This is a genomic window from Pseudomonas sp. 3B-A001-10F (assembly GCF_056313565.1).
In genome coordinates this window covers 105,940-130,047 of record NZ_JBQYFW010000015.1, presented here as the reverse complement: position 1 = coordinate 130,047, position 24,108 = coordinate 105,940, and the positions used below count along the sequence as shown (strand labels likewise).

The 24,108-nt window shown below is 59.5% G+C and carries 24 protein-coding genes and 1 pseudogene; 10 read left to right on the top strand and 15 right to left on the bottom strand.

The features are described 5' to 3' along the window. Window positions 1-3 precede the first annotated feature (3 nt). A complete protein-coding gene (locus AC0ZWN_RS16030; protein WP_476335697.1) occupies window positions 4-816 on the top strand; it encodes a YfaP family protein in 813 nt (270 codons plus the stop codon). Window positions 817-870: 54 nt separating this feature from the next. Here the strand turns inward: AC0ZWN_RS16030 and AC0ZWN_RS16025 are convergent, their stop codons facing one another. From AC0ZWN_RS16025 to exaC, 11 genes and pseudogenes are all read right to left on the bottom strand, one after another. After that, entirely contained in the window at window positions 871-1,167 is a 297-nt protein-coding gene (locus AC0ZWN_RS16025) for a type II toxin-antitoxin system RelE family toxin (protein WP_016984129.1), read from the bottom strand. Then, window positions 1,157-1,396, bottom strand: a complete 240-nt coding sequence (locus tag AC0ZWN_RS16020; RefSeq protein ID WP_016984130.1) for a type II toxin-antitoxin system RelB/DinJ family antitoxin — start codon at window positions 1,394-1,396, stop codon at window positions 1,157-1,159. The genes AC0ZWN_RS16025 and AC0ZWN_RS16020 overlap by 11 nt, the downstream gene beginning before the upstream one ends. Before the next feature lie 430 nt (window positions 1,397-1,826). Next, window positions 1,827-2,573, bottom strand: a pseudogene (locus tag AC0ZWN_RS16015) (S24 family peptidase). 223 nt (window positions 2,574-2,796) lie between these two features. Then, window positions 2,797-3,324 carry an inorganic diphosphatase gene (ppa, locus tag AC0ZWN_RS16010; RefSeq protein WP_003205933.1) on the bottom strand — a complete coding sequence of 176 codons (528 nt, stop codon included), beginning with the start codon at window positions 3,322-3,324 and terminating at the stop codon, window positions 2,797-2,799. A 112-nt stretch (window positions 3,325-3,436) separates the two neighbouring features. Continuing rightward, window positions 3,437-4,249, bottom strand: coding sequence for a M90 family metallopeptidase (locus AC0ZWN_RS16005; protein WP_449123740.1), 813 nt, complete (start codon window positions 4,247-4,249; stop codon window positions 3,437-3,439). 4 nt (window positions 4,250-4,253) lie between these two features. Further along, on the bottom strand, window positions 4,254-4,904 hold the full coding sequence (locus AC0ZWN_RS16000; RefSeq protein WP_034153744.1) for a DedA family protein: 651 nt from the start codon (window positions 4,902-4,904) through the stop codon (window positions 4,254-4,256). Window positions 4,905-5,133: 229 nt separating this feature from the next. Further along, on the bottom strand, window positions 5,134-5,595 hold the full coding sequence (locus AC0ZWN_RS15995) for a GNAT family N-acetyltransferase (protein ID WP_007910890.1): 462 nt from the start codon (window positions 5,593-5,595) through the stop codon (window positions 5,134-5,136). Between the two features lie 115 nt (window positions 5,596-5,710). Beyond that, window positions 5,711-6,544, bottom strand: a complete 834-nt coding sequence (gene eutC / locus AC0ZWN_RS15990) for an ethanolamine ammonia-lyase subunit EutC (RefSeq protein ID WP_476335693.1) — start codon at window positions 6,542-6,544, stop codon at window positions 5,711-5,713. Continuing rightward, entirely contained in the window at window positions 6,541-7,935 is a 1,395-nt protein-coding gene (locus AC0ZWN_RS15985; RefSeq protein ID WP_064392162.1) for an ethanolamine ammonia-lyase subunit EutB, read from the bottom strand. Before AC0ZWN_RS15985 ends, eutC begins: the two co-directional genes overlap by 4 nt. A gap of 52 nt (window positions 7,936-7,987) precedes the next feature. After that, complete coding sequence (gene eat, locus AC0ZWN_RS15980; protein ID WP_476335692.1) at window positions 7,988-9,439, bottom strand: ethanolamine permease; 1,452 nt, start codon at window positions 9,437-9,439, stop codon at window positions 7,988-7,990. A 179-nt stretch (window positions 9,440-9,618) separates the two neighbouring features. Next, a complete protein-coding gene (gene exaC / locus AC0ZWN_RS15975; RefSeq protein ID WP_476335690.1) occupies window positions 9,619-11,139 on the bottom strand; it encodes an acetaldehyde dehydrogenase ExaC in 1,521 nt (506 codons plus the stop codon). 301 nt (window positions 11,140-11,440) lie between these two features. Between exaC and AC0ZWN_RS15970 the strand changes: the two genes are divergently transcribed. The 4 genes from AC0ZWN_RS15970 (at window position 11,441) to AC0ZWN_RS15955 (ending at window position 16,200) form a co-directional block, all read left to right on the top strand. Beyond that, the gene (locus AC0ZWN_RS15970; RefSeq protein ID WP_476335689.1) at window positions 11,441-13,354 is read left to right on the top strand and encodes a sigma-54-dependent Fis family transcriptional regulator; all 1,914 of its coding nucleotides are present in this window, start codon (window positions 11,441-11,443) and stop codon (window positions 13,352-13,354) included. Between the two features lie 575 nt (window positions 13,355-13,929). Beyond that, on the top strand, window positions 13,930-15,279 hold the full coding sequence (gene mpl, locus AC0ZWN_RS15965; protein WP_007909560.1) for a UDP-N-acetylmuramate:L-alanyl-gamma-D-glutamyl-meso-diaminopimelate ligase: 1,350 nt from the start codon (window positions 13,930-13,932) through the stop codon (window positions 15,277-15,279). Beyond that, window positions 15,276-15,923, top strand: a complete 648-nt coding sequence (gene ubiX, locus AC0ZWN_RS15960) for a flavin prenyltransferase UbiX (RefSeq protein ID WP_007909567.1) — start codon at window positions 15,276-15,278, stop codon at window positions 15,921-15,923. The genes mpl and ubiX overlap by 4 nt, the downstream gene beginning before the upstream one ends. Continuing rightward, window positions 15,916-16,200: a YceK/YidQ family lipoprotein gene (locus AC0ZWN_RS15955; protein ID WP_095048791.1), complete on the top strand. Its 285-nt coding sequence runs from the start codon at window positions 15,916-15,918 to the stop codon at window positions 16,198-16,200. The genes ubiX and AC0ZWN_RS15955 overlap by 8 nt, the downstream gene beginning before the upstream one ends. A 127-nt stretch (window positions 16,201-16,327) precedes the next feature. On the opposite strand, the gene AC0ZWN_RS15950 is transcribed toward AC0ZWN_RS15955, so the two are convergent. The 3 genes from AC0ZWN_RS15950 to AC0ZWN_RS15940 form a co-directional block, all read right to left on the bottom strand. Further along, window positions 16,328-16,969 (bottom strand): oxidoreductase, encoded by a 642-nt coding sequence (locus AC0ZWN_RS15950; protein ID WP_095048790.1) that lies wholly within the window; start codon window positions 16,967-16,969, stop codon window positions 16,328-16,330. A 27-nt stretch (window positions 16,970-16,996) separates the two neighbouring features. Beyond that, window positions 16,997-18,724 (bottom strand): C13 family peptidase, encoded by a 1,728-nt coding sequence (locus AC0ZWN_RS15945; protein ID WP_476335687.1) that lies wholly within the window; start codon window positions 18,722-18,724, stop codon window positions 16,997-16,999. A gap of 112 nt (window positions 18,725-18,836) precedes the next feature. Further along, entirely contained in the window at window positions 18,837-19,292 is a 456-nt protein-coding gene (locus tag AC0ZWN_RS15940) for a MaoC family dehydratase (RefSeq protein ID WP_007909575.1), read from the bottom strand. A 193-nt stretch (window positions 19,293-19,485) separates the two neighbouring features. Between AC0ZWN_RS15940 and AC0ZWN_RS15935 the strand changes: the two genes are divergently transcribed. The 5 genes from AC0ZWN_RS15935 (at window position 19,486) to AC0ZWN_RS15915 (ending at window position 22,142) form a co-directional block, all read left to right on the top strand. Further along, a complete protein-coding gene (locus tag AC0ZWN_RS15935) occupies window positions 19,486-19,848 on the top strand; it encodes a CidA/LrgA family protein (protein ID WP_093434544.1) in 363 nt (120 codons plus the stop codon). Beyond that, window positions 19,848-20,564, top strand: coding sequence for an LrgB family protein (locus AC0ZWN_RS15930; RefSeq protein WP_095048787.1), 717 nt, complete (start codon window positions 19,848-19,850; stop codon window positions 20,562-20,564). Before AC0ZWN_RS15935 ends, AC0ZWN_RS15930 begins: the two co-directional genes overlap by 1 nt. 10 nt (window positions 20,565-20,574) lie before the next feature. Beyond that, complete coding sequence (locus AC0ZWN_RS15925) at window positions 20,575-21,165, top strand: LON peptidase substrate-binding domain-containing protein (protein ID WP_476335685.1); 591 nt, start codon at window positions 20,575-20,577, stop codon at window positions 21,163-21,165. Window positions 21,166-21,279: 114 nt separating this feature from the next. Beyond that, on the top strand, window positions 21,280-21,510 hold the full coding sequence (locus AC0ZWN_RS15920; protein ID WP_093434550.1) for a hypothetical protein: 231 nt from the start codon (window positions 21,280-21,282) through the stop codon (window positions 21,508-21,510). A 71-nt stretch (window positions 21,511-21,581) separates the two neighbouring features. Continuing rightward, window positions 21,582-22,142 carry a hypothetical protein gene (locus AC0ZWN_RS15915; protein ID WP_460089054.1) on the top strand — a complete coding sequence of 187 codons (561 nt, stop codon included), beginning with the start codon at window positions 21,582-21,584 and terminating at the stop codon, window positions 22,140-22,142. 59 nt (window positions 22,143-22,201) lie between these two features. Here AC0ZWN_RS15915 and AC0ZWN_RS15910 read toward each other — a convergent pair whose 3' ends face one another. Continuing rightward, window positions 22,202-23,929 (bottom strand): hypothetical protein, encoded by a 1,728-nt coding sequence (locus tag AC0ZWN_RS15910; protein WP_476335684.1) that lies wholly within the window; start codon window positions 23,927-23,929, stop codon window positions 22,202-22,204. Window positions 23,930-24,108 lie beyond the last annotated feature (179 nt).

The following is a 24,108-nucleotide window of genomic DNA, read 5'->3' as shown; positions in this document are numbered from 1 at the left end:
ATCATGACACTCCGTTATCCACAGGTCTTGCTGCTGCTCTGCACCTTGACTGCGCTCTCGCCAGCCATCGCTGCCGATAGCGTCAAACTCGATACCCCGATCGGCGGCTGGCGCAGCGGCGCACCCGAAGGCGAGGGCGAAAGCTTCCGTCAGACCGTCAACTACCCGGCCTCATCGGTCAACACCCCGGTCGGCCAGGCCAATACCGCACGCATCAGCGGCGAGATCAAAGCTGCGCGAAAGAACAACGAGCCCGGTCGGCTGATCGTCAACGGCGTCAGCATGCCGCTGAAAATCGACGACAGCGGCCGCTTCGACCGCCCGTTCTCCTTCCCCAACGGCAGCAACAGCGTCGAAGTGCGCAGTCCCGACGGCCAGCAACGCCACCGCACGCAATTCCTCAACACCAGCGGCGGCGCCACTCCGGCCAAGTTGCGCGTATTGCTAGCGTGGGACAGCGACGGCACCGACCTCGACCTGCACCTTGTCACCCCCGACGGCGCGCACATTTGGTACGGCAACCGCAGCGCCGCCAACGGCGCCGCGCTCGACGTTGACGTCACCACCGGTTATGGCCCGGAAATCTTCGCCATGCCGGCGCCGATCAAGGGGCAATATCTGGTGTATGTGAATTATTACGGCGGTGGGTATCGCGGGGATGATGAGGGTGGAGATGAGGCGGTGCAGGCGCTGACCACGGCGCAGGTGACGGTGATTACTGAAGAAGGGACGCCGAGCGAGAAGATGGAGACGTTTTTGATCCCTATGCGGGCGGTGGGGGAGTTGACGTTGGTTAAGGCGTTTAGTTATCCGTGAGGGAATTGGGCTGCGGGTTGCTGCCCAATTTCAGGTCGCAGACATTGGACCGACTCAGGGCAGGAGCGAAAGACGGTCCTGCGCAACCTCGTAAGCAGCTTCTCTCTCTCGCTTCCCGATTGCGATTACAAACACCACAATCTCTTGATCAAGGACCTGATAGATCAGGCGATAGCCAGCGCTTTTCAGCTTCACTTTGTAGCAATCCGGGAGCTCGCGAAGTCGATTGGCTTCTATTCGAGGATTCTCCAATACCTCTGTGAGCTTCTTCTTGAACTGGTGGCGAACCGTATCGCCGAGTTTGTTCCACTCCTTTAAAGCACGACGATCAAATTCAAGGTTATAGGTCATCCAGACTTACCTTGACTCGTTGAGGTGCCGCGAGGCGTTCGGTGACTACGGCTATGAGTACTTCATCTTCCTCGCTGAGCAATGCTGCTTTGAAGGGTAGCTTGCCTCGCTCGGCGACGTATTGGAGTGTCTGACGCAAAAGCTCTGAGGGGGTTACTCCCAGCTTTTCCAGTTCGGCGAAGGAGCGCTGCTTCAGATCATCGTCGATGCGAATGTTGATGGAGGCCATGATGAAATACCTGTAATGACGTTTGTCGTTACGGTACCAAGAGGCTCTTCTGTTCGACAAGCGCGAATTTATGTTTCAGACGGTAGGCCGGGTTTATTTCAGGCATTAAAAAGCCGGCTTGTGGCCGGCTTCTCGGGGACTGGCTTGGCCTATTTTTGGTAAGCCTTGCCAGCCTTCAAAACGTACATCCGGATCTGCGTCCGGCTGTGGGACTTGGTCAGACGTTGGTCTGCCGCGTCGGGCGCTGTCTGAGCCGCGGGGCGGGTCGATGCGCAAATGTGGGGCGCAGGATACTGAGTTTTGTTGTGGATTCCCAGCCTGAAGTGCGGTTTAGAGCGACCGCAGTCGAACAAATTCGAGATTTGTACCGATTATCAGGGCCTCATCGCGAGCAGGCTCACTCCTACAGGAGGCTTTCCAGGCCGTGAGATCATAGAAACGGCACCACCGGCCGCCGCTTGCTCACGGTCGACCACCAGAACACCCAGCCCAATATATGAATCCTTTGCTCCTCGATCTGTGCCGGGCGGAAGACTTCGTCCGGGTATTCGGCGTTGTTGTGGCTGCGCAGGCGCAGGCCGTTGCCGGGCATGCGGTGCAGGTATTTGATGCGCAGCATGCCGTCGTGTTCGATGGCGTAGATCTCACCGTCGACGACCTGGGTCAGGCTGCGGTCGATGGCGACGATGGAGCCGTCTTCGATGCGTTCGGCCATGCTGTTGCCGATCATGTGCGCGCAGATGGCGTCGGCATGGCGGATTTCCAGTTGATCCAGTGGGGCGCGCAGCAGGCGAATGGACAGGTCCGGGTCCTAGATGACGTGGGTTTTGTCTGAGCCGTTGGTCAGGGGTGTTTCTTTGAAGAAGGCCAGTTCGATGTCGTTGGGATGGATGAATCGGTAGGCGCCCTGAGGATCGTGGGCGTCAAAGCTGTCGCCGTTGCTGGCTGGCGTAGTCAGGCTTGGCAGCTCTTTTGTGCCTTGGCCGGTTTTCAGCCATTCGCTGTTGACGGACAGCAGGCGTGAGACTTCTTCCATGCGATACGCCGGGACGCCCCGGGTGTACCAGTTGTGGACATTTTGGGCTTCCGTGCCCCAGAACTTTGCGAAACCCGTCGTCGAGATGTTCGCAGCTTCCAGGAGTGCCTTGAATCTTGGACCGCTAGTGTTCTTTCTCATAAACACGGAGTCTACGGCCGTGCCAGAGCGGTTTGAATAAACCGGGCGTTCAAAAACGGGCTGAATTTTGCGACGGGATGTAAGACGTTCTTGTGGGAAATTACACAAGATAAAACTTTTCTGTAGTCCGTCATAAACACTCTGTTTAAGGCGGCTTTTCCCGAGCACAAAAAACCCCGGATCAACCGGGGTTTTCTTCAAGCCTCACGCGTAGCGCAACTGCTTAGCCTTTGTAGGCGGCAACCGACTTGGTGATCGCTTCGCGGGCGGCGTCTGCACCGGCCCAGCCTTCGATCTTGACCCATTTGCCTTTCTCGAGATCTTTGTAGTTCGCGAAGAAGTGCTCGATCTGCTGGATCAGCAGTGGCGGCAGGTCGGTGTATTCCTTCACATCGACGTACAGCTGGGACAGCTTGTCGTGTGGCACTGCGATGACTTTGGCATCGCCGCCGCCGTCGTCGGTCATGTTCAGGATGCCGACTGGACGCGCGCGGATTACCGAACCTGGGGCAACCGGGTAAGGGGTCACAACCAGTACGTCGAGGGGATCACCGTCGTCAGCCAGGGTGTTCGGGATGTAACCGTAGTTGGCCGGGTAGAACATTGGGGTGGCCATGAAACGGTCAACGAACAGGCAATCGCTGTCTTTGTCGATTTCGTATTTGATCGGCGCGTGGTTGGCCGGGATCTCGATCGCGACGTAGATGTCGTTCGGCAGGTCTTTGCCAGCCGGAATCTTGCTGTAGCTCATTGGGCGTTGCCCCCGTAGTTGACCAAAAACACTTGGCCGGATTGACCAAAAAGTGGCGGCGATTATAGGCATATTCTGCCGTCGACGCCATGTACCGAAAGTCGTGCAGACCTTAGTCGTGCGCCTGATAGACCGGGTCTGTGGCCTGAAGTTGCCGCAACCTGCCCAGCGGGTCCTGCCGGTAGAAAAGCTGCAACTGCGCATAGACCTGTGGATAAGCCTCGTGCAGCAGATCCGGGGCGCTGAAGAAGTACTCGCTGGTGACCGCAAAGAACTCGGCGGGGTTTTCGGCGGCGTAGGGATCAATGGCGGTTTCGGCGTCAGGATCATGGTCGAGCTGACGGTTGAGGTCGTCGTAAGCCTTTTGCATGACGTCGGCCCAGTCGCTGACACGCATGTCGGCATGCAGCGGCGGCAGACCATTGGCGTCGCCGTTGAGCATGTCGAGTTTGTGCGCCAGTTCGTGGATCACCAGGTTGTAGCCTTCCCAGCCACCACTGGCCATCACACCCGGCCAGGCAAGGATGATCGGCCCTTGCTGCCAGGCTTCGCCGCTGTGCTCGCCGTCCCACTCATGCTCGACACCGCTGGCGTCACGATGACGTTGCGGGCTGAGGAAATCGTCCGGGTAGAGGACGATTTCATGAAAACCCTGATACCAGTTCAGATCGCCGAGATTGAGCAGCGGCAGCTGCGCCTGGGCGGCGAGCAACAGGCGTTGTTCCTGATGCAGTTCGACGCCGGGCAGGGCGCTCAGGTGTTTGTCTTCGAGGAATAGCACGCAGGCTTCGCGCAGCCACTGGTCTTCGGCTGCGCTGATGCCGTCAAGGAAGCTCAGGTGATGGCGCACCCGTTGCCACATCTCGTCGGCAATCGGGTGCTTTGCCAGAGTGCGCCGGCGACGCCAGGCGCTCAGCGACCACATCGGCTTAGTGCGATTGGGCTTTGGTGCCGCCGAAACGGCTGCGAACCACGCCGAGAATCATCGGCACCAGCGACAGCAGAATGATCGCCACCACCAGCAACGACAGGTTTTTCTTGATGAACGGTACGTTGCCGAAGAAATAGCCCAACGTGACCAGACCGCCGACCCAGAGGATGGTGCCCAGTACGCTGAAACCGAAGAAACGTGCGTACGGCATCTTCGCCACACCGGCGACGAACGGGGCAAAGGTACGGATGATCGGCAGGAAGCGCGCCAGGGTTACGGTCTTGCCACCGTGCTTGTCGTAGAAGTCGTGGGTTTTCTGCAGGTAATCGCGACGGAAGATTTTCGAGTTCGGGTTGCTGAACAGCTTCTCGCCGGCCGTTCGTCCGATCACATAATTGGTGCTGTCACCGAGTATGGCCGCGAGCATCAGCAGACCGCCCAGCAGCACCGGATCCATACCACCGCCAGCGGCAACGGCGCCGGCAATGAACAGCAACGAGTCACCCGGCAGGAAAGGCATCACCACTAGGCCGGTTTCACAGAAAATCACCAGAAACAGGATGGCGTAGATCCATGGCCCATAGTTGTTCACCAGCAAATCGAGATAGACGTCGAGATGCAGGATAAGGTCGAGCGGGTTGAAATCCATGGGGGCACCTGTATGGCGGCCCGACTCGGCAGGCCTGTGCGGATGACTTCGTGTAAGCCTACAGCGGGGTGTAGTTTTTCTTACAAGCCGGAAAGATCGGGATTATACGGTCTGAAGGATGAAAAGCGCGTTGGTTTTGTAGCGGGGGATGTCGGGGTGTGAGCAATTGTCAGGATGTATTTAACGTGGCTGAGGGAGCAGGCTCCCTCATCACAGGCTGCATGCGCGGTCAAAGCTCTTCGCTGATCGGCAACACGTAGTTCTTGAACTCGGTGTCTTCCTTGAACCCGATGGACTCGTAGGTTTTCTGCGCGACTTCATTGTTGCTGCTGGTGGAGACACGCATGCGCACGGCTTGGGTTTCCTTGGCCATTTTCTTCGCAGTGCGGATCAGGTTGTCAGCGACCAGTTGCCGGCGCGCGTCTTCGGCGACATAGATGTCGTTGAGGATCCACACGCGTTTGAGCGACAGCGAAGAGAAGCTCGGATAGAGCTGACAAAAGCCCATCAGCTTCTTGTCGTCATCGTCAGCCAGCGCCAGGTAGATCACCGATTCCTTGCGGCGCAGACGCTTTTCAAGGAACGCACGGGAGGAATCCGGGTAAGGCAGGGAACCGTAGAACTCGCGATATTTGACGAACAACGGAGTCAACAAATCCAGATGTTCGAGGGTCGCTTGAATAATCCGCATGATAGGTCTCGTCTTCAAGTGGCTGTCTTCAACTGCTCTGACGGCGATGGGAAACCCGTGCGGCCGTGCATCGATCCTGCCTGAAACCGGCGCAGAAACGCAATGCGGAAACGGTTCAGGTTGTGGGCGGATCGAGTAGGAAATTACCTTTCATGTCTACACCGGCGTCCGATTCCAGCGTCTGAACCTGTGCTTCGTCCTTCAGGTTGACCCCTGACAGCTGCCGCCGACAGGCTTCGCGCATCAAATAGAGCAAGCGATGCGCCGCCATGCCGTAGCTCAAGCCTTCGAGCCGCACATTGGAGATGCAGTTGCGGTAGGCGTCGGTCAGGCCGATTTTTGGATTGTAGGTGAAATATAAACCGAGACTGTCCGGTGAGCTGAGGCCCGGGCGTTCGCCAATCAGCATCACCAGCATTTTTGCACCGAGCAATTGGCCGATTTCATCACCGACGGCAACGCGACCCTGTTCCATCAGGATAACGGGCGCCATCGACCAGCCGTCAGCGCTCATTTGCTCCTCCAGTCGGGTCAGAAACGGCAGGGTATGTCGATGAACCGCCAGTGCCGACAGGCCGTCGGCCACGACAATCGCCAGATCGACACCACCCGGATGCGCCTCAGCATATTCACGCAAGGCCTGCGCCGATTCATCGCTGAGCTTGCGCCCCAGATCCGGGCGTTGCAGATAACTGTTTCGATCCGTAGCGGCGCTGTGCAGCAGCAGGCTTTCGCGTCCGCGTTCAGTCAATTGCGCACTGAGTCCGGCATGATCAAATGGCAGATGCACGGCATCACGTGCCTGGGCATGGGCAAACTGAAAATCCAGTTGCGCGTTGGTCGGCAGACTGGTGCCAGTGCGGCCAAGGGCGATCCGTGCCGGGGTCAGGCGGCGCAGTTCCAGCCAAGGGTTTTGCGGGTCCACGGGCGGTTTTTCCATACGACTCATCCCAGTTGCGCGAGCGCCTGGCGGAAGGCCGGCGGCAAGTTGTTACCGAAGCGAACCTTGCCGTCCGCTTGGGTGAAGATGCCCATGTTCGCCAGCCACTGCTCAAACTCCGGCGCCGGTTTCAGGCCCAGGGTCTGGCGGGCGTAGAGGGCGTCGTGGAACGAGGTGGTCTGGTAGTTGAGCATGATGTCGTCGGAGCCGGGGATGCCCATGATGAAGTTGATCCCGGCGACACCCAAGAGGGTCAGCAGGGTGTCCATGTCGTCCTGATCGGCTTCGGCGTGGTTGGTGTAGCAGATGTCGCAGCCCATCGGCACGCCGAGCAACTTGCCGCAGAAATGATCTTCGAGGCCGGCGCGGATGATCTGTTTGCCGTTGTACAGGTACTCCGGGCCGATAAATCCTACGACGGTGTTCACCAGAAACGGCTTGAAATGTCGCGCCACGGCGTAGGCCCGGGTTTCGCAGGTCTGTTGGTCGACACCGTGGTGGGCGTTGGCCGACAGGGCGCTGCCCTGACCGGTTTCGAAATACATCAGGTTTTGCCCGAGGGTGCCGCGATTCAGGCTCAGGCCGGCGTCGTAGCCTTCCTGCAAGACATTCAGGTTGATGCCGAAACTGGCGTTGGCCGCTTCGGTGCCGGCAATCGACTGGAACACGAGGTCCAGCGGCACGCCGCGGTTGATCGCCTCGATGGAGGTGGTGACGTGGGTCAGCACGCAGGCTTGGGTCGGGATATCGTAGCGCTGGATGATCGCGTCGAGCATTTCCAGCATCGCGCAGATCGAGGCGATGCTGTCGGTGGCCGGGTTGATGCCGATCATCGCGTCGCCGTTGCCGTAGAGCAGACCGTCGAGAATGCTCGCGGCGATGCCGGACGGTTCGTCGGTCGGATGATTGGGTTGCAGGCGCGTCGACAAACGTCCGCGCAGTCCGAGGGTGCCGCGAAATTTGGTGACGACACGAATCTTTTGCGCCACCAGCACCAGATCCTGCACGCGCATGATCTTCGACACGGCGGCGACCATTTCCGGGGTCAGGCCGGGGGCGAGGGCGCGCAGGCTGGTTTCGTCGGCGGCGTCGCTGAGCAGCCAGTCGCGGAAACCACCCACGGTGAGGTGGCTGACCACGGCGAAGGCTTGTTTGTCGTGGGTGTCGATGATCAGGCGGGTGACCTCATCGGACTCGTATGGAATCAGCGCCTCTTGCAGGAAGTGCGTGAGCGGGATGTCGGCCAGCGCCATTTGCGCGGCCACGCGCTCGCCGTCGTTGAGCGCGGCGACGCCGGCAAGAAAGTCCCCGGAACGCGCCGGGCTGGCCTTGGCCATGACGTCCTTGAGGCTGTCGAAGCGATAGGTCTGGGCGCCGACCGTGTGAGCGAAACTGGCCATACACAATTCTCCGTGACGGCGCAGACCGAGCCTGCGCCGGGATTGTCGGCACTCAGTGCAAGGCTTGCTCAGCCTTCTGGATCGCCGCGAATTCTTCTTCCGGCGTGCCTGCTACCAAGTGATGTCGACTGTAGAACGCAAAGTAAGCAATTAACACTCCATAGATGACGGCGGCACCGATTACCACCCGTGGATCGACAAGGAAACCCGCGACCACGGCGATGCACGCCAGCACCAAGGCCACGCCGGAGGTGAAGATGCCGCCCGGTGTGCGGTACGGCCGGTCCATTTTGGGGCGGCGAATCCGCAAGGTGATGTGCGCGGCCATCATCAGCACGTAGGAAATGGTTGCGCCGAACACCGCCACCAGAATCAGCAGATCGCCCTGGCCGGTCAGCGACAGGCCGAAACCGATGATGCCGGGAATCACCAGCGCCAGGACCGGTGCCTTGCTTTTATTGGTTTCGGACAGTTTGCGTGGCAGGTAGCCGGCCCGGGACAGCGCGAAAATCTGCCGCGAGTACGCGTAGATGATCGAGAAGAAACTCGCGATCAGTCCGGCCAGCCCCACGAGGTTGACGAAACTGCCCATCCAGGTCGAGCTGCCATAGGCTTTGCTCAACGCTTCGACCAACGGGTTACCGGAGGTCAGCAGCGAGTTGGCGCCCGCACCGCCGGGGCCAACGATCAGAATCAACAGGGCAAACATGAGCAGCACCAACATGGCGCCGATCAAGCCGCGCGGCAGATCACGTTTGGGGTTCTTGGTTTCCTCGGCAGCCAGCGGCACGCCTTCAACGGCAAGGAAGAACCAGATCGCATAGGGAATCGCCGCCCAGACGCCGACATAGCCGAATGGCAGAAACGGACTGGCACCCGCCGCGGCAGTCACAGGAATGTCGAGCAGGTTGGCGACGTCGAAGTGCGGCACCATGGCCACCAGAAACACGCCCAGTGCCAACGCGGCGACGGCGGTGATGACAAACATCAGCTTGAGCGCTTCGCCGACCCCGAATATGTGGATGGCAATGAAAATGATGTAGAAGGCCAGATAGATCATCCAGCCGCCGATGCCGAACAGCGATTCGCAGTAGGCTCCGATGAACACCGCGATAGCCGCAGGGGCAATGGCGTATTCGATGAGAATTGCGGTGCCGGTGAGAAACCCGCCCCACGGCCCGAATGCACTGCGGGCAAAACCGTAGCCACCGCCGGCGGTGGGGATCATCGAAGACAATTCGGCCAGAGAAAAGCACATGCACAGGTACATGGTGGCCATCAGCAGCGTCGCCAGGAACATGCCGCCCCAGCCACCCTGAGCGAGGCCGAAGTTCCAGCCGGCATAGTCACCGGAAATCACGTAGGCAACGCCCAGACCCACTAGCAGTACCCAGCCGGCGGCACCTTTTTTCAGTTCGCGTTGTTGAAAGTAATCCGATCCGACTTTTTCATAGTCGACAGAGGTGCCGGTCGCCGGAGCGCCAGCCGGGGATTCGCTAGGCATAGGTTTCACCGTTCTTATTGTTTTATTGGCCCGGCTTTTTTTGCCGGTGGGTAGCATGATCGTCCCCACGCTCTGCGTGGGGATGCCTCAAAGGACGCTCTGCGTTCGGCTTTGGTGGGACGCGGAGCGTCCCGGGCGGCATTCCCACGCAGAGCGTGGGAACGATCAGTGCTGCAGGTTTAGAAGAAGCCCAACGGATTGATGTCGTAGCTCACCAGCAGGTTTTTCGTCTGCTGATAGTGATCGAGCATCATCTTGTGGGTTTCACGGCCGACGCCGGACTTCTTGTACCCGCCAAACGCGGCATGCGCCGGGTACAGGTGGTAGCAGTTGGTCCACACGCGACCGGCCTTGATCGCGCGGCCCATGCGGTAGGCGCGGTTGATGTCGCGAGTCCACAGACCGGCGCCGAGGCCGAACTCGGTGTCGTTGGCGATCGCCAAGGCTTCGGCTTCGTCCTTGAAGGTGGTGATGCTCACCACCGGGCCGAAGATTTCTTCCTGGAACACGCGCATTTTGTTGGTGCCCTTGAGCAGGGTCGGTTGGATGTAATAGCCGGTCGCGAGACTGCCCTCGAGTTTTTCCACCTTGCCGCCGGTCAGCAGCTCGGCACCTTCGCCCTTGGCGATTTCCAGGTAGGAGAGGATCTTGTCGAATTGCTGCTCGGACGCCTGCGCGCCGACCATGGTGTCGGTGTCCAGCGGATCGCCACGTTTGATCTGGCTGACTTTCTTCATCACCGCTTGCATGAATTCGTCGTAGATCGACTCTTGCACGAGTGCGCGCGACGGGCAGGTGCACACTTCGCCTTGGTTGAAGAACGCCAGCACCAGACCTTCAGCGGCTTTTTCGATGAAGCTCGGTTCGGCCTGCATGATGTCTTCGAAGAAGATGTTCGGCGATTTGCCGCCCAGTTCCACGGTGGACGGAATGATGTTCTCGGCAGCGCACTTCATGATGTGCGAACCGACCGGGGTCGAGCCGGTGAACGCGATCTTGGCGATGCGTTTGCTGGTGGCCAGGGCTTCGCCGGCCTCTTTGCCGAACCCTTGCACCACGTTGAGCACGCCCGGCGGTAACAGATCGCCGATCAACTCCATTAGTACACAGATGCCCAGCGGGGTTTGCTCGGCCGGTTTCAGGACGACGCAGTTACCAGCGGCCAGCGCCGGGGCGAGTTTCCACGCGGCCATCAGGATCGGGAAGTTCCACGGGATGATCTGGCCGACCACGCCCAGCGGTTCGTGAATGTGATAGGCCACGGTGTTGCCGTCGATTTCGGCAGCGCTGCCTTCCTGGGCGCGCAGGCAGCCAGCGAAGTAGCGGAAATGGTCAGCGGCCAGCGGGATGTCGGCGTTGAGGGTTTCGCGAATGGCTTTGCCGTTGTCCCAGGTTTCGGTGATCGCCAGCAGTTCGAGATTCTGTTCGATGCGGTCGGCGATTTTCAGCAGGATCAGCGAGCGCGCCTGCACGGAGGTCGCGCCCCACGCGTCGGCAGCGGCGTGGGCGGCGTCCAGTGCCTTGTCGATGTCTTCGGCAGTGGAACGGGGAAATTCGGCAATCGGTTGGCCATTGACTGGCGAGGTGTTGGTGAAGTACTGACCTTTGACAGGCGCGACGAACTCGCCGCCGATGTAGTTACCGTACTTGGCTTTGAACGAGACTTTGGCGCCTTCAGTACCGGGGTGAGCGTAACGCATGATGATGTTCTCCTTGGCTTTGTACTTATTAGAGAAACGCGCAAGTGCGCTTGCTATAAGCGTAGAGCAAAGGTCGGGCCACTGCCGTGCAGGGCAGGTAAATCAAGGCGTTGCGAGTTTTTTGTCGGACGAGTGGATGGCGCCTGTGATGGTTTCGGTACAGACAGGGTGACAGTTTGTACCGCTTTCGGCACAGCGCGTGACCGGGCAGTCTTGCCAGCATTGCAATGCGTCGATGGCTGGAGGATGCTGGGCATCACCTCAGCATTGGGCCGTCGAGCCTCGGGGAGAACAATAAGAAATGCACGACAATCATTTGAGTCGCCATGCCCAACAGGTTCTCACCGTGACCCAGGGCAAACCGCACCTGCACGGGCCCGGCGCCGATCCGTCGATTGCCCGTTCATGGCTGCGCTGTCTTGAGGACTATCACCTCGACCCGGCGCTAAGCATGGCGCCGACCGTGCTTGAACACGGACGCGTACTGGAAAGCCGCGAACGCCTGCAACAAGTGCTGCAGATCGCCGGCAATGAAATGAGCAGCCTGCATCAACAACTCTCCGGCGCTGGCCACGCGGTGCTGCTGACCGACGCGCGCGGGGTGATCCTCAACTGCGTCACCGCGCCGGCCGAACGCAAGATCTTCGAACGCGCCGGGCTGTGGCTTGGTGCTGACTGGAGCGAGGCCTGCGAAGGCACCAACGGCATCGGCACCTGCTTGGTCGAGCGTCAGGCCCTGACCATCCATCAGGACGAACACTTCCGCGGCCGTCACACCGGCCTGACCTGTTCGGCGAGCCCGGTGTTCGACCCGCACGGTGAACTGTTGGCGGTGCTCGACGTGTCTTCAGCGCGTCACGATGTCTCGCGGCAGAGCCAGTTTCACACCATGGCGCTGGTCAACCTCTCGGCGAAGATGATCGAGAGTTGCTACTTCCTGCGTTGTTTCGATAACCAATGGTTGTTGCGTTTTCATCTGCAGGCCGAATCGGTCGGGTTGTTCAGCGAAGGCTTGTTGGCGTTTGACGGGGAAGGGCGGATCAGCGCGGTGAATCAGAGTGCACTGAATTTGCTCGGGCATATTCGCGGTGGTTTGCTGGGTAAACCGGTGGAGGCGTTTTTCGATTGTTCACTGGATGAATTGCTTGGCCGCGCGAGTGCCAATGCCAGTGCCAGTTGGCCACTGCGCACCTGTGACGGGCGACATTTGTTTGCTGTGTTGCGCGGGGAATCGCGCAAACCTGTACCGATGCTATCGACGCCGGTAGTGGCTGAGGCGCCGCGCTTGTCGGGTATCTGTCTCGGTGATGAGGCGTTGCAGGCTGACTTCCGAAAAGCCTTGCGCGTCTTCGAGCGCGACGTACCACTGTTGATCAACGGCGAAACCGGCTCCGGCAAAGAAGCCTTCGCCAAGGCCGTGCATCAGGCCAGTCAACGCTCGAGCAAAGCTTTCGTTGCCCTTAATTGCGCGGCCATTCCCGAGAGCCTGATCGAGAGCGAACTGTTCGGCTATCGCGGCGGCAGCTTCACCGGTGCGCGCAAGGACGGCATGCGTGGCAAGTTGCAACAGGCCGATGGCGGCACGTTGTTCCTCGATGAAATCGGCGATATGCCACTGGCCTTGCAGACTCGGCTGTTGCGGGTGCTTGAGGATCGGCAGGTGGTACCGATTGGCGGCGAGCCGGAAGCGGTCAACGTGCGGATCATCAGCGCCACCCACCGCCATCTGCTGGATCGGGTTGCGGACGGCAGCTTCCGCGAGGATTTGTATTATCGGCTCAACGGCCTGGAAGTGGCGTTGCCGGCTTTGCGCGAGCGCAGTGATAAATCGCAGTTGCTGGATTTTCTGCTGGCTGAAGAGGCGGGCGCTGAAGCGATCCTGATCGAAGAGCCGGCGCGACAGGCTTTGCTTGCATTTAATTGGCCGGGCAATGTGCGGCAGTTGCGCAATGTGCTGCGCACGTTGGCGGCGTTGTGTGATGAAGGGCGGGTCGGGGTTGAGGATTTGCCGGTGATGATTCGGCAGGGGAGTCCGACAGTATTAGCGGTTAAGGAGTCCTATCATCCGCTGGAAGACGCCGAACGGTTGGCTCTGCTCAATACGCTGGAGCAAACCCGCTGGCACATGACCCAAACGGCTCAGCAACTGGGTGTCAGCCGCAACACTCTTTACAGGAAGCTGCGTAAGCATGGGATTGAGCGGCGGGTCAGTTAGAAGGCCCTCACCCTAGCCCTCTCCCGGAGGGAGAGGGGACTGACCGAGTCGGTCTACTGATCTACGCCGACCTGAAATATTGAGCCGAACTCAGGATTTGAAAGCGACCGAGATTGGCTCCCTGTCCCAGAGGGAGAAGGGACTGATCGAGGTGTTTTGGCGATTTACGCCGACCTGAAATATTGAGCCGAACTCAGGATTTGAAAGCGACCGAGATTGGCTCCCTGTCCCAGAGGGAGAAGGGACTGATCGAGGTGTTTTGGCGATTTACGCCGACCTGAAATATCGAGCCGAACTCAGGATTTGAAGGCAACCAAGATCGGCTCCCTCTCCCTAGGGGAAAGGTGACTGATCGAGGTGTTCTGGCGATTTACGCCGACCTGAAATATCGAGCCGAACTCAGGATTTGAAAGCGACCGAGATCGGCTCCCTCTCCCTCGGGAGAGGGCTGGGGTGAGGGGCGACAATTAGCAGCCGAACCGAGATACTGCGGCCAACCAGTCCCGCCCCTCACCTAAAGAGTGCGATTTCCCCCTCCCTACGCTAACCTGCGGCCATGTTTTACGAGGTCGACTATGCACATTCATATTCTGGGTATCTGCGGGACTTTCATGGGCTCGATGGCAGTCTTGGCCAAAGAGCTGGGCCACCACGTGACCGGTTCCGACGCCAACGTCTATCCGCCGATGAGCACGCAGCTGGAAGCCCAGGGCATTCAACTGACGCAGGGCTACGACCCGGCGCAACTTGATCCGGCACCGGATCTGGTGGTAATCGGCAACGCCATGTCCCGCGGCAATCCGGCGGTGGAATATGTGCTGAACAAAGGTCTGCCGTACGTGTCCGGCCCGCAATGGCTGGCTGACCATGTGCTGCAAGGTCGCTGGGTATTGGCGGTTGCCGGTACGCATGGCAAGACCACCACCAGCAGCATGCTCGCCTGGGTCCTGGAACACGCCGGCATGAGCCCGGGCTTCCTGATCGGTGGCGTGCCGCAGAACTTCTCGGTGTCGGCGCGTTTAGGCGGTACGCCGTTTTTCGTGATCGAGGCCGACGAGTACGACAGCGCCTTCTTCGACAAGCGCTCGAAATTCGTCCACTACCGTCCGCGCACAGCGATCCTCAATAACCTTGAGTTCGATCACGCTGACATCTTCCCGGATCTGCCAGCTATCGAGCGGCAATTCCACCACTTGGTGCGCACCATCCCAAGCGAAGGTCTGGTCATCCATCCGACCACCGAGCCGGCCTTGCAACGTGTGATCGAAATGGGTTGCTGGACCCCGGTGCAGACCACCGGTGCCGGCGGCCAATGGCAGGTCAAACTGCTCAGCGAAGACGGCTCGGCGTTCGAAGTGATGTTCGAAGGCGTGTCGCAAGGCACCGTCGAGTGGGAGCTGACCGGTCAGCACAACGTCGCCAACGCCTTGGCTGCTTTGGCGGCGGCGCGTCATGTGGGTGTGGTGCCGTCGATGGGCATCGCTGGCCTGAGTGCGTTCAAGAACGTCAAACGCCGCATGGAGAAGGTCGCTGAAGTACGCGGCATTACCATCTATGACGACTTCGCCCACCACCCGACTGCCATTGCCACCACCCTCGACGGCCTGCGCAAACGCATCGGCGACGCGCCTCTTATCGCGATCATCGAACCGCGCTCCAACTCGATGAAACTCGGCGCGCACCGTGATGGTTTGCCGGACAGCGTGGTCGATGCCGATCAGGTGATCTGGTACGCCCCGGCCAACCTCGGCTGGGACCTGGCCGGCACCGCCGCGTTGTGCACCGTGCCGTCGATCGTCAGCGACTCGCTGGAAGGCATCATCGAGCGCGTGAAGAGCCAGGCGCAGCCGGGCACGCATGTGGTGATCATGAGTAACGGCGGCTTCGGCGGCCTGCACGGCAAACTCGCCGAGGCGCTGCAATGAACACTCGTTTTGAGAGCAATGGCCCCGAACGCATCACGCTGGCGATGACCGGCGCGTCTGGCGCGCAATACGGCTTGCGCCTGCTCGATTGCCTGGTGCGGGAAGATCGCGAGGTGCACTTCCTGATCTCCAAGGCTGCGCAACTGGTGATGGCCACCGAGACCGATGTGACGTTGCCGCCCAAGCCGCAAATGATGCAGGCCTTCCTGACCGAATACACCGGAGCTGCCGCCGGGCAGATCCGCGTGTACGGCAAGGAAGATTGGATGTCGCCGGTGGCTTCGGGCTCCGGCGCACCGGCAGCGATGGTCGTGGTGCCATGTTCCACCGGGACGTTGTCGGCGATTGCCACCGGCGCCTGCAACAACCTGATCGAACGCGCCGCCGACGTCACTTTGAAAGAGCGTCGCCAATTGATTCTGGTGCCGCGCGAAGCGCCCTATTCGAGTATTCATCTGGAGCACATGCTCAAGCTGTCGAACATGGGTGTGACGATTCTGCCGGCCTCACCGGGTTTCTATCATCAGCCGCAGACCATCGATGACCTGATCGATTTCGTTGTGGCGCGGATTCTCAATCTGCTCGGCATTCCCCAGGACATGCTGCCGCGTTGGGGTGAGCATCATCTGAGCAGCGATGAATAAGCTGCTCGCGATCGGCCTGGTGTTGTTGCTGACCGGGTGTGCGACGGCGCGCACGCTGGATGCAGCGAAACCGGGGGCGCCGGTGGTGTATTCCGGGACGCGGCTGGATTTGTATGCGCTGAATGGCGGGTGCTGCGCGATGGACCGGTTCGGGGCTGAAGCGCCGAGCTATCCGGGGGTGGATCTGCCGGCGAGTGCGCTGCTTGATACGCTGTTGTTGCCGTTGTCACTGCTCACGGTGATAGGCGTGAGTTTTCAGGCAACGGGCGGCTTGTAGTTAGACAGATCGTTCCCACGCTCTGCGTGGTAACGCCTCCGGTGACGCTCTGCGTCACGCTTTGGGACGCAGAGCGTCCGTGGCTGCGTTCCCACGCAGAGCGTGGGAACGATCATGCGGCGGAAGATTATTTGCCCAGCTTGCGCAGCTCATCCGACTCGATCACCCGCACCCCATCTTGCTCTTCCAGCGCCAACCGCCACATCGCTCGCGCCAATTGGCACGCTTCGATGCCCCGGTATTTACCCGGAATCAGCTTTGACAACGGTGCGGCCAGTTGCTCGGCCAGACGTGGTTCGGTCCGTTCACCCAACAACAGTGAAGGCCGGCAAATGGTCAATTGCGGCCAGTCCTGCGCACGCAAGGCCTGCTCCATTTCGCCTTTGACCCGATTGTAGAAAACCGACGATTTCGGATCGGCGCCTATCGCACTGATCACGATCAGGTGCCGCGCGCCCATCTCCCGCGCGCGTTTGGCGAACGCCACCACCATGTCCAGATCCACCGCGCGAAACGCCGCTTCAGACCCGGCCTGTTTGATGGTGGTGCCGAGGCAGCAATAGGCGATGTCGACGCGGCCACTGAGTTGCGGCAGAAACGCCTGCGGATCGCCCACCGGGTTTTCAAGATGCGGATGTTCGGCCAAGGGGCGACGGGAAGGGGCGAGCACGCGAGAAATCGTCGGCTCGTTGAGCAAACGGTCGAGTAGATGTTCACCGGTCAAACCGGTGGCTCCGGCAAGCAATACGTGCTGAGGCGTCAAGTACATAGTGTCTCTCCCTTGATACTGTTCAGCTTAGTTGCTCTTTGTCGCTCCGTCGTTCAATGCAGCACTCTGCAATGCTTTTCTGGCTTGCTGTTTGCGCAGCAGTTGCCAGTGCGACAGCACGGTTTTGGGCGCCCAGATCTGCGGCTCCGACGCTTCGAAATTATCCGCCAGTTCACGCTCGGCGACGGTGGCCTTGGCCAGTTTGAAGGCTTGCTCCAGATCATCGGTCTGGTTCAGCGCCTGGGCGAACAGTGCATCGCCGAAGTAGGTGAAGTTGGCTTCTTCCGAGCAGCCGAAGGACACCCGATCGGCGCGCGAGGCGGTCATGATCAGCGTGCGTTCGTCTTTCAGCGCCGGGATAAAGCCGCCGGAGTAGCACGACGAAATCACGATGACCTTGTCGCGATTTTTCAGCGGCGCCAGTACAGCGGCGAGTTCATCGGCGGGCAGGTCGGCCAGTTCCATGCGCGGCTGGTCGAGCACCAGCTCATGTTCGGCGGTGCCGTGGCTGGTCAGGTAGATGAACAGCAGGTCTTCCGGGCCGCTGCGTTCGGCCAGCGTTTGCGCGGCACGACGCAGGTTCTCGCGGGTGGCCATCGGCCGGTCGCCGAGGTGGTCACGGTGGTTGACCAGACGGACCTGGCCATAAGCGCCGAAGCGCGTGTTGAGCATGTTGGCGACGTAGTCGGATTCGCGCAGGAATACGCTTTGTTTGCCGTCGCCGCCGAGGGTCAACGTGTACAACTCGACCGCCGGGGTCGACGCGGGAATGGCGGCCAACGCGTCATCAAGCAGGCGGCCCTGAGCGAGCAAGCCGAGTTCGAGCGTATCGGGCAATAACTTGCCGTCGGCGTCGCGCACGCGCTGGCCGTTGACCCAGGTGCCGCTCATCACGCTGCCATCGGTGAGCACCAGGGTGCCGCGTCCGGAGTAGCTGTCGTTGTCGAAGCCGCCGATGTAAAAGCTGCCATCGGACAGGTTCAAGCGGCCCTGACCGCTGAAGCGCCAGTCGCTGAACGTGCCGATGTAATGGCTACCGTCGGCGCCGATCAGTTCGCCCTTGCCGGTCAGCGCGCCTTCCTTGAACTGGCCGAGCCAGACATCGCCGTCGGCGTTTTCGTAGCGACCTTTGCCGTGCAGTTGATTGTTCTTGAAGCCGCCGACGTAGATATCGCCGTCCGCGCTGTTGAAGGTGCCTTTGCCTTCCAGCTGACCGTTGACGAAATGCCCGCTGAACGAGTTACCGCTGGCATCGCCGCGCTGGCCTTCGCCGTTGGGCTTGCCGTGGGCGAACTGGCCTTGATAGGAGCTGCCGTCGTCCATTTCCAGACGGCCGAGCCCGGAGTATTGGTCAGCCTTGAACTCGCCACGATAGGTCATGGCGTTTTCTTTCAGGGTGCCTTCGCCTTCGCGGCGTCCCTGTTTGAAGCCGCCGGTGTAACTGCTGGCGTTGGTGGTCAGGCTGCCTTGGCCGTCGAACAGGCCTTGCTGAAACTGCCCGCGATAGACCTCGCCGTTGCTGCCATGCCATTCGCCCTGACCATGCCACTGACCCTTATCGAACTGCCCGGCATACCAGCTGCCGTTGGGGTAGTCGACGCGGCCCTGACCTTGCAGCAAGCCATCGACCAGTTCACCACGATAGCGTCCACCGTCGGGCAGGCGCGCATCCGGGGGCAGCAGCGATTCGCCGTCGCCGCACGCGGTGAGCATCAGGGTCAAGGCAAGGGGTGCAAGACGAGCGAGTGAGCGCATAGCGGGATCCGGGCAATTAGGCGACCGAGTATGCCGCAGCTATGTGACCTAATGCAGCCGGTAAAAACAGTGTTGACGCGAAACAGCGTGCGCTGCTTCGCATCCAGAACCATCAGACGAAGCAGAGCGACAGTGGCTCGGCGATATAGGCCGGTTTGTCCGAGCCTTCTATCTCCAGTGTCGCGGTGGCTTTGAGCAGCCACTGGCCCGGTTTTTTCTCGGTCACCTCGCCCAGATCGACCTTGAGGCGGACCTTGGAATTGACCTTCACTGGCTGGATGAAACGCACGCTGTCCAGGCCGTAATTGACCACCATCTTCACGCCTTGCGGCAGGATCAGGATGTCTTCCATCAATTTCGGGATCAGCGACAACGACAGGAAACCGTGGGCAATGGTGCTGCCAAATGGCGTTTGCGCGGCTTTGACCGGGTCGACGTGAATGAACTGATAATCACCGGTGGCTTCGGCGAACAGGTTGATGCGTTCCTGATCGATGGTGAGCCATTCGGAACGTCCGAGTTCCTTGCCGACATAATCTTTGAGCTCTGCAACGGGAACATAGGGCATTGAGACTCTCCTTGGGTTCATCGGTTTTATAGTTTTTCAGGTGGGGGATTTGACCGCCCTGCGAACCACTGTAGATCATCATGGCGATTTGCTCCGGTCAACCGACCATGCTTTTGGCGAATGCCGATCCATAGCGCAGGCGTGCTTATAATGCCGAGCCCCTGCTGGGTGAAAAGTAAGACGGAGATGTCGGATGTTGCTACGTGGCCTGACCCTGCTGGTGCTGTTCCAATTGCTCGGCACGGCGCTCAATCATTTGCTCTTGCCAGTGCTGCCGGGGCCGATCATCGGTCTGCTGCTGTTGCTGGTCTTCCTGATCGTTCGCGGTGAAGTGGGTGAGCCGCTGAACCTCGCGGCTGGCAGCCTGCTGCGCTATCTGCCATTGCTGCTGGTGCCGCCGGCCGTGGGCGTGATGGTTTATGCGAGCGACATTGCCGCGGATTTCTGGGCGATTGTCGGTGCGTTGGTGCTGTCGTTGATCCTGTCGATGGCCTTCGCCGGGGTGCTGATGCAACGCCTGGTCAAACGGCACGCCCCCACGTCGGAGGAGTCCTGATGCTCTTTGACTGGCAGGGCGCCTGGGCCTCCGTTATCCATCATCCGCTGTTCGGCATCGGCATCACCCTCGGCGCCTATCAACTGGTGCTGGCGGCGTTCGAGAAAACCCGCTGGATCTTTCTGCAACCGGTGCTGGTCTCCATGCTGTTGGTGATCGGTGTGCTGGTCGGCTGTGGCCTGACCTATGCCGAATATCGCAAGAGCACCGAGATCCTCAGCATTCTGCTCGGCCCTGCGACCGTTGCATTGGCGGTGCCGCTGTATCTCAACCTGCGGCGTATTCGCCAATTGTTCTGGCCGATTTTTACTACGCTGGTGATAGGCGGCGTAGTCGCCACAGGCATGGGGGTGGCGCTGGGCTGGTGGTTCGGTGCCGAGCACATGATTCTGATGACCATGGCGCCGAAGTCGGTGACCTCGCCGATCGCAATGCTGGTGGCTGAGCAGATTGGTGGCGTTGCGGCGCTGGCGGCGGTATTCGTGTTGATCACCGGGGTGATCGGTGCGATCTTCGGCCCGGCGTTGTTGACCCGCCTTGGCGTGCACAGTCCCGAGGCGCGTGGCATGGCGCTGGGCATGACCGCGCATGCGGTCGGCACGTCGGTGGCGTTGCAGGAAAGTGATGAGTGCGGCGCGTTTGCGGCGCTGGCGATGAGTCTGATGGGCGTGGCCACGGCAGTCTTCCTGCCGCTGGCGGTGTCGATGGTGGTGTAAGGAAATGTCTATGAGTCTGCCGCTTTTCCCGCTGAACACCGTGTTGTTTCCCGGCTGCAACCTCGATTTGCAGATATTCGAGGCGCGCTATCTCGACATGATCGGCCGCTGCATGAAGCAGGGTGGCGGTTTCGGTGTGGTGTGCATCCTTGATGGCCACGAAGTCGGCGTCGCGCCAGAAGGTTTTGCTATGGTCGGCTGCGAAGCACGCATCACCGATTTCCAGCAGCAGGACAACGGCTTGCTCGGCATTCGTGTGCAGGGCGGGCGGCGGTTCACGGTGTTGCGTACCGAGGTGCAGCGCGATCAGTTGATCCTCGCCGATGTCGACTGGCTGGATGACGAACCCGAGCAACCGTTACAGGACGAGGATGCTGATCTGGTGGCGTTGCTCAAGGCACTGGCCGAGCACCCGATGGTGGAAGCGCTGGACATGGGCACTGAAGCGCTGGGTCAGCAATCGCTGGCCAATCAGTTGGCCTATCTGCTGCCCTTCGCCGAAGAAGACAAGATCGATCTGTTACAACTCGATGATCCCCAGCAGCGGCTGGATGCAATTCAGGCGCTGCTCGACGAACTACAAGGTGAATTGTTCGCCTAGTTGCACTTTGAATTAACTGATGGCGCCTGCCAGCATTGTTTTGCTTTTGTCTTTGTCTTAATTTCAAGTTGTCCGCAGGAAGCGGATAACTTGAATAAAAATAAGGATAAAAGCATGACTGTCTATGAAGATGAATGGGCGTTTTGGGATGATATTGCCGGCAAGTATATTTTGAAACATGCCGAGACGGATCATAACGTTAGCCACGTAATTGAGGCGGCATCCACTTATGCGGACCGGATGGTAATAGCCCGGCGTAAACGAAAATCTGAAAAAGTCCCTGGCGGCGAAGTGCCACGGATGTCGGCGTCCGCCACCAGCGTAGTGACTGCGACTGCGGTTTGATTATTTCCTTTTTCAGCATTGCCTGTCGTCGTGGCTAATTGACGGCGGGGTGTTTACAGGTGGGCAATCCCATGGCTTTAGCAAAAACAAATAACCAGACATTCACTGCGCATCTTTATCTTGATGGCCGGCCAGTGGTACTTAATCAACTACGTCTGCAACAGGCTTTGCGTGACCTTCGCATAACCAAGGCAGAAAAACTGGATGCCGAAGTGGGGTTGGCGGATTCGCGCGTGTCCAGCTTCATAACGCTGGCTGACCATGATGACGACACACCACTGTTGTTGAAGTTCGTCCCAAAGGGTGACGTATATGCAATCAGCCTTGTGCTCGCGGGAATATTCGATGGTGCGCGGTTATTCATAGAGGACAAGACTCATAATCTGTTGGCCAGTACCCGTGCGCCAGAGCAATACTTTTCAATCAGCAAGTCTGGTGCTTCAAAGGCCTCCTTCAGTGATATCGAATCCGGTCCTGCCTATCTGGAGTTGATCCGCGAACCTGATGACAAGCCCTTGTATCGCCATATAAGCAGCGGAATGAGCACATTCCTCGACGTCGATCCTAACAGGACGGGGCATAACGCCTTCAATCACAAACCGGCAATATTTGTGATCAAGGTTATCCAATAGCGCCCAGCCGCTACTCCATAAAAAGGCGCCATTCATGTCTGGATGAATGGCGCCTTTTTTCAGGTTCGGTAATGCTCGGGTACCGGCCAGACAATGTCGTCGGCGAACGTCTTGTCGCCTTTGGGCAGATCCAGTATCACACCGCCAGAACCGGCGATTTCATCGATAAGGCTGTCATAGGCGTTGGCGCCAAAATACCCGGCAGCACGACTGTCGGTTCCCGCCCAGGTGGCCTGCTCGATGGCCGCGACCCGGTCACCCGCCTGTGTCAGCACATCCTTGACCCGGGCGGCTTTTGTCAGGTCGGAACGCACCAGCCAGATCCGCTCGGCACTGATGCCGCGTGTGGGCGTGGAGATATGCCCTTCCAGGTCGTCGAAGAGGAATGTGCCGTTAGCGGGGTTGAATGCCTTGTTTTCCGCCCCCGGCACCACTTCCAGGCCTCGGGTATCAATGGCGTAGACGAATGACGTGGTTTGCTGGCGGCGCGTGGATACATAATCTTTCGAATCATCGAAAACGAACGAGCTGTCAGAGTCGGTCTCGTCGCCGGTTCGTTTACCCTCCGACACCGAACTGCTGCCCGAGTCGGAGGATTCGCCGGTTCGTGTTTTCGAGCTTTGAGGGTTCACCCCGGGAAAACGATTGGCCTGCGAGTTGTAATGTAACTCGTGATAGAAGCCGCCCTTGGTCGCCGCGTAGGCGGTGGCGTCATGCAGTCCGAACGTTGCACTCAATGCGCGCTTGTTCGTGGTGCCCTTGGGATTGCCTTTACGGTGCATCATTCGATCATCCCGCGCCAACTCGAAGGGTAATCGGGTTTCGCCGCGGAACATCGCCGGAATGTCGGTGCGATACAACATGCCGTGGCGGGTTCGAAGATAGCCGAGGTGGGTCGCGTAGTCGGCCAAAAAGGCGTCGCTGTAGCGGGTGGCGGGCCAATGGTGGGCGAGGGCCAGTCCTTGACTCCGTAATTCCTCAATGTAGTTTTCCAGCTCTTCGTCGATCAGCTTGAAGCGCTGCTCATTGGTCGCATCGAGCGTCAGGCGTTTGTGCTGTTCAGCCCATTGCGGTATCTGGCCGTCGCCCGACTCTGTGCGCAGCCGACACAGTTGGTTCTGGGTCAGGTTATAGCTGCGCTGCAATTGCAGGCGCTGGGCAAGGGTCATGTGTGGATGCAGCCACTTCAAAGAATCAGCGACAAACAGATGGTCTTCGGTGTTCTGCGCGCGAAGTGCCCAGTCCGGTGGCTTACCGGCCGCTTGTGCTTCTGCGCGGAAGGCGGCAATCCGGGTGTCATCCAGAATGTACATGCGCTGGATGTCCTGATCCGACCATTGCGCAAGTGGCGCATCGGCTTTCCTGTCGCGTTTTGCCTGCGCGGGATCGATGGCAATCCAGTGATGCTCCGGATCCTTGATGGCATAGCCGAGGATGGCGTCATCGCCGCTCGTACCGAGAGCGCGAAAGGTGTAGTAACCGTCAGCATTCGGTGTCGCGGAAAACGCGTAGTCATCAACGTTGAGGAGGGTGAGGTGCCGATCCAGGCTCCACAGATGGCCTTGGGTGGTCCGGTAGATGGGTGGGCCTGGTGCCAGGCGCCAGAAGGACATTGCCCGATAGGCCCTGAGGTCGGCATCGTATTGAACACAAACGTGGTGTCGGCCTTCAGAGCCTGGCAGTCGCACGTCCACCCAGTCCTTGGCGAGATAACGCCGGATGCCGGATTCATTCGGCCCTGGCAGATCGCCGAAATACGGATGGGCGAAATCTTCCAGCGACGTCATCGAAAAGTCCGGCCTGTCTGTGGCGGATCTCGGTGTGACGCTCACTTCGATGGGTGAGGTTTTTGCTTGGGAAGTCCCGGGTTCCTCCAGACGAGGTCGCTTGGGTGAGGAGGTCGCCTCGACGGGTATAGGCCCCGGAATGTTTTCAGAGTTTGCAACTATCGCTCTGCTCGGCGAAT

Bases quoted from the DNA above. Each gene is read 5' to 3' on its own strand.
- AC0ZWN_RS15950 (WP_095048790.1), bottom strand. From the start codon at position 16,969: ATGTACTTGACGCCTCAGCACGTATTGCTTGCCGGAGCCACCGGTTTG.
- AC0ZWN_RS15970 (WP_476335689.1), top strand. From the start codon at position 11,441: ATGCACGACAATCATTTGAGTCGCCATGCCCAACAGGTTCTCACCGTG.
- AC0ZWN_RS15995 (WP_007910890.1), bottom strand. From the start codon at position 5,595: ATGCGGATTATTCAAGCGACCCTCGAACATCTGGATTTGTTGACTCCG.
- AC0ZWN_RS16020 (WP_016984130.1), bottom strand. From the start codon at position 1,396: ATGGCCTCCATCAACATTCGCATCGACGATGATCTGAAGCAGCGCTCC.
- AC0ZWN_RS15940 (WP_007909575.1), bottom strand. From the start codon at position 19,292: ATGCCCTATGTTCCCGTTGCAGAGCTCAAAGATTATGTCGGCAAGGAA.
- eat (WP_476335692.1), bottom strand. From the start codon at position 9,439: ATGCCTAGCGAATCCCCGGCTGGCGCTCCGGCGACCGGCACCTCTGTC.
- AC0ZWN_RS16000 (WP_034153744.1), bottom strand. From the start codon at position 4,904: ATGGATTTCAACCCGCTCGACCTTATCCTGCATCTCGACGTCTATCTC.
- AC0ZWN_RS15910 (WP_476335684.1), bottom strand. From the start codon at position 23,929: ATGACGTCGCTGGAAGATTTCGCCCATCCGTATTTCGGCGATCTGCCA.
- AC0ZWN_RS16005 (WP_449123740.1), bottom strand. From the start codon at position 4,249: ATGTGGTCGCTGAGCGCCTGGCGTCGCCGGCGCACTCTGGCAAAGCAC.
- AC0ZWN_RS16025 (WP_016984129.1), bottom strand. From the start codon at position 1,167: ATGACCTATAACCTTGAATTTGATCGTCGTGCTTTAAAGGAGTGGAAC.
- AC0ZWN_RS15935 (WP_093434544.1), top strand. From the start codon at position 19,486: ATGTTGCTACGTGGCCTGACCCTGCTGGTGCTGTTCCAATTGCTCGGC.
- ubiX (WP_007909567.1), top strand. From the start codon at position 15,276: ATGAACACTCGTTTTGAGAGCAATGGCCCCGAACGCATCACGCTGGCG.
- ppa (WP_003205933.1), bottom strand. From the start codon at position 3,324: ATGAGCTACAGCAAGATTCCGGCTGGCAAAGACCTGCCGAACGACATC.
- AC0ZWN_RS15915 (WP_460089054.1), top strand. From the start codon at position 21,582: ATGGCTTTAGCAAAAACAAATAACCAGACATTCACTGCGCATCTTTAT.
- exaC (WP_476335690.1), bottom strand. From the start codon at position 11,139: ATGCGTTACGCTCACCCCGGTACTGAAGGCGCCAAAGTCTCGTTCAAA.
- AC0ZWN_RS15945 (WP_476335687.1), bottom strand. From the start codon at position 18,724: ATGCGCTCACTCGCTCGTCTTGCACCCCTTGCCTTGACCCTGATGCTC.
- AC0ZWN_RS15925 (WP_476335685.1), top strand. From the start codon at position 20,575: ATGAGTCTGCCGCTTTTCCCGCTGAACACCGTGTTGTTTCCCGGCTGC.
- eutC (WP_476335693.1), bottom strand. From the start codon at position 6,544: ATGAGTCGTATGGAAAAACCGCCCGTGGACCCGCAAAACCCTTGGCTG.
- AC0ZWN_RS15930 (WP_095048787.1), top strand. From the start codon at position 19,848: ATGCTCTTTGACTGGCAGGGCGCCTGGGCCTCCGTTATCCATCATCCG.
- AC0ZWN_RS15985 (WP_064392162.1), bottom strand. From the start codon at position 7,935: ATGGCCAGTTTCGCTCACACGGTCGGCGCCCAGACCTATCGCTTCGAC.
- mpl (WP_007909560.1), top strand. From the start codon at position 13,930: ATGCACATTCATATTCTGGGTATCTGCGGGACTTTCATGGGCTCGATG.
- AC0ZWN_RS15955 (WP_095048791.1), top strand. From the start codon at position 15,916: ATGAATAAGCTGCTCGCGATCGGCCTGGTGTTGTTGCTGACCGGGTGT.
- AC0ZWN_RS15920 (WP_093434550.1), top strand. From the start codon at position 21,280: ATGACTGTCTATGAAGATGAATGGGCGTTTTGGGATGATATTGCCGGC.
- AC0ZWN_RS16030 (WP_476335697.1), top strand. From the start codon at position 4: ATGACACTCCGTTATCCACAGGTCTTGCTGCTGCTCTGCACCTTGACT.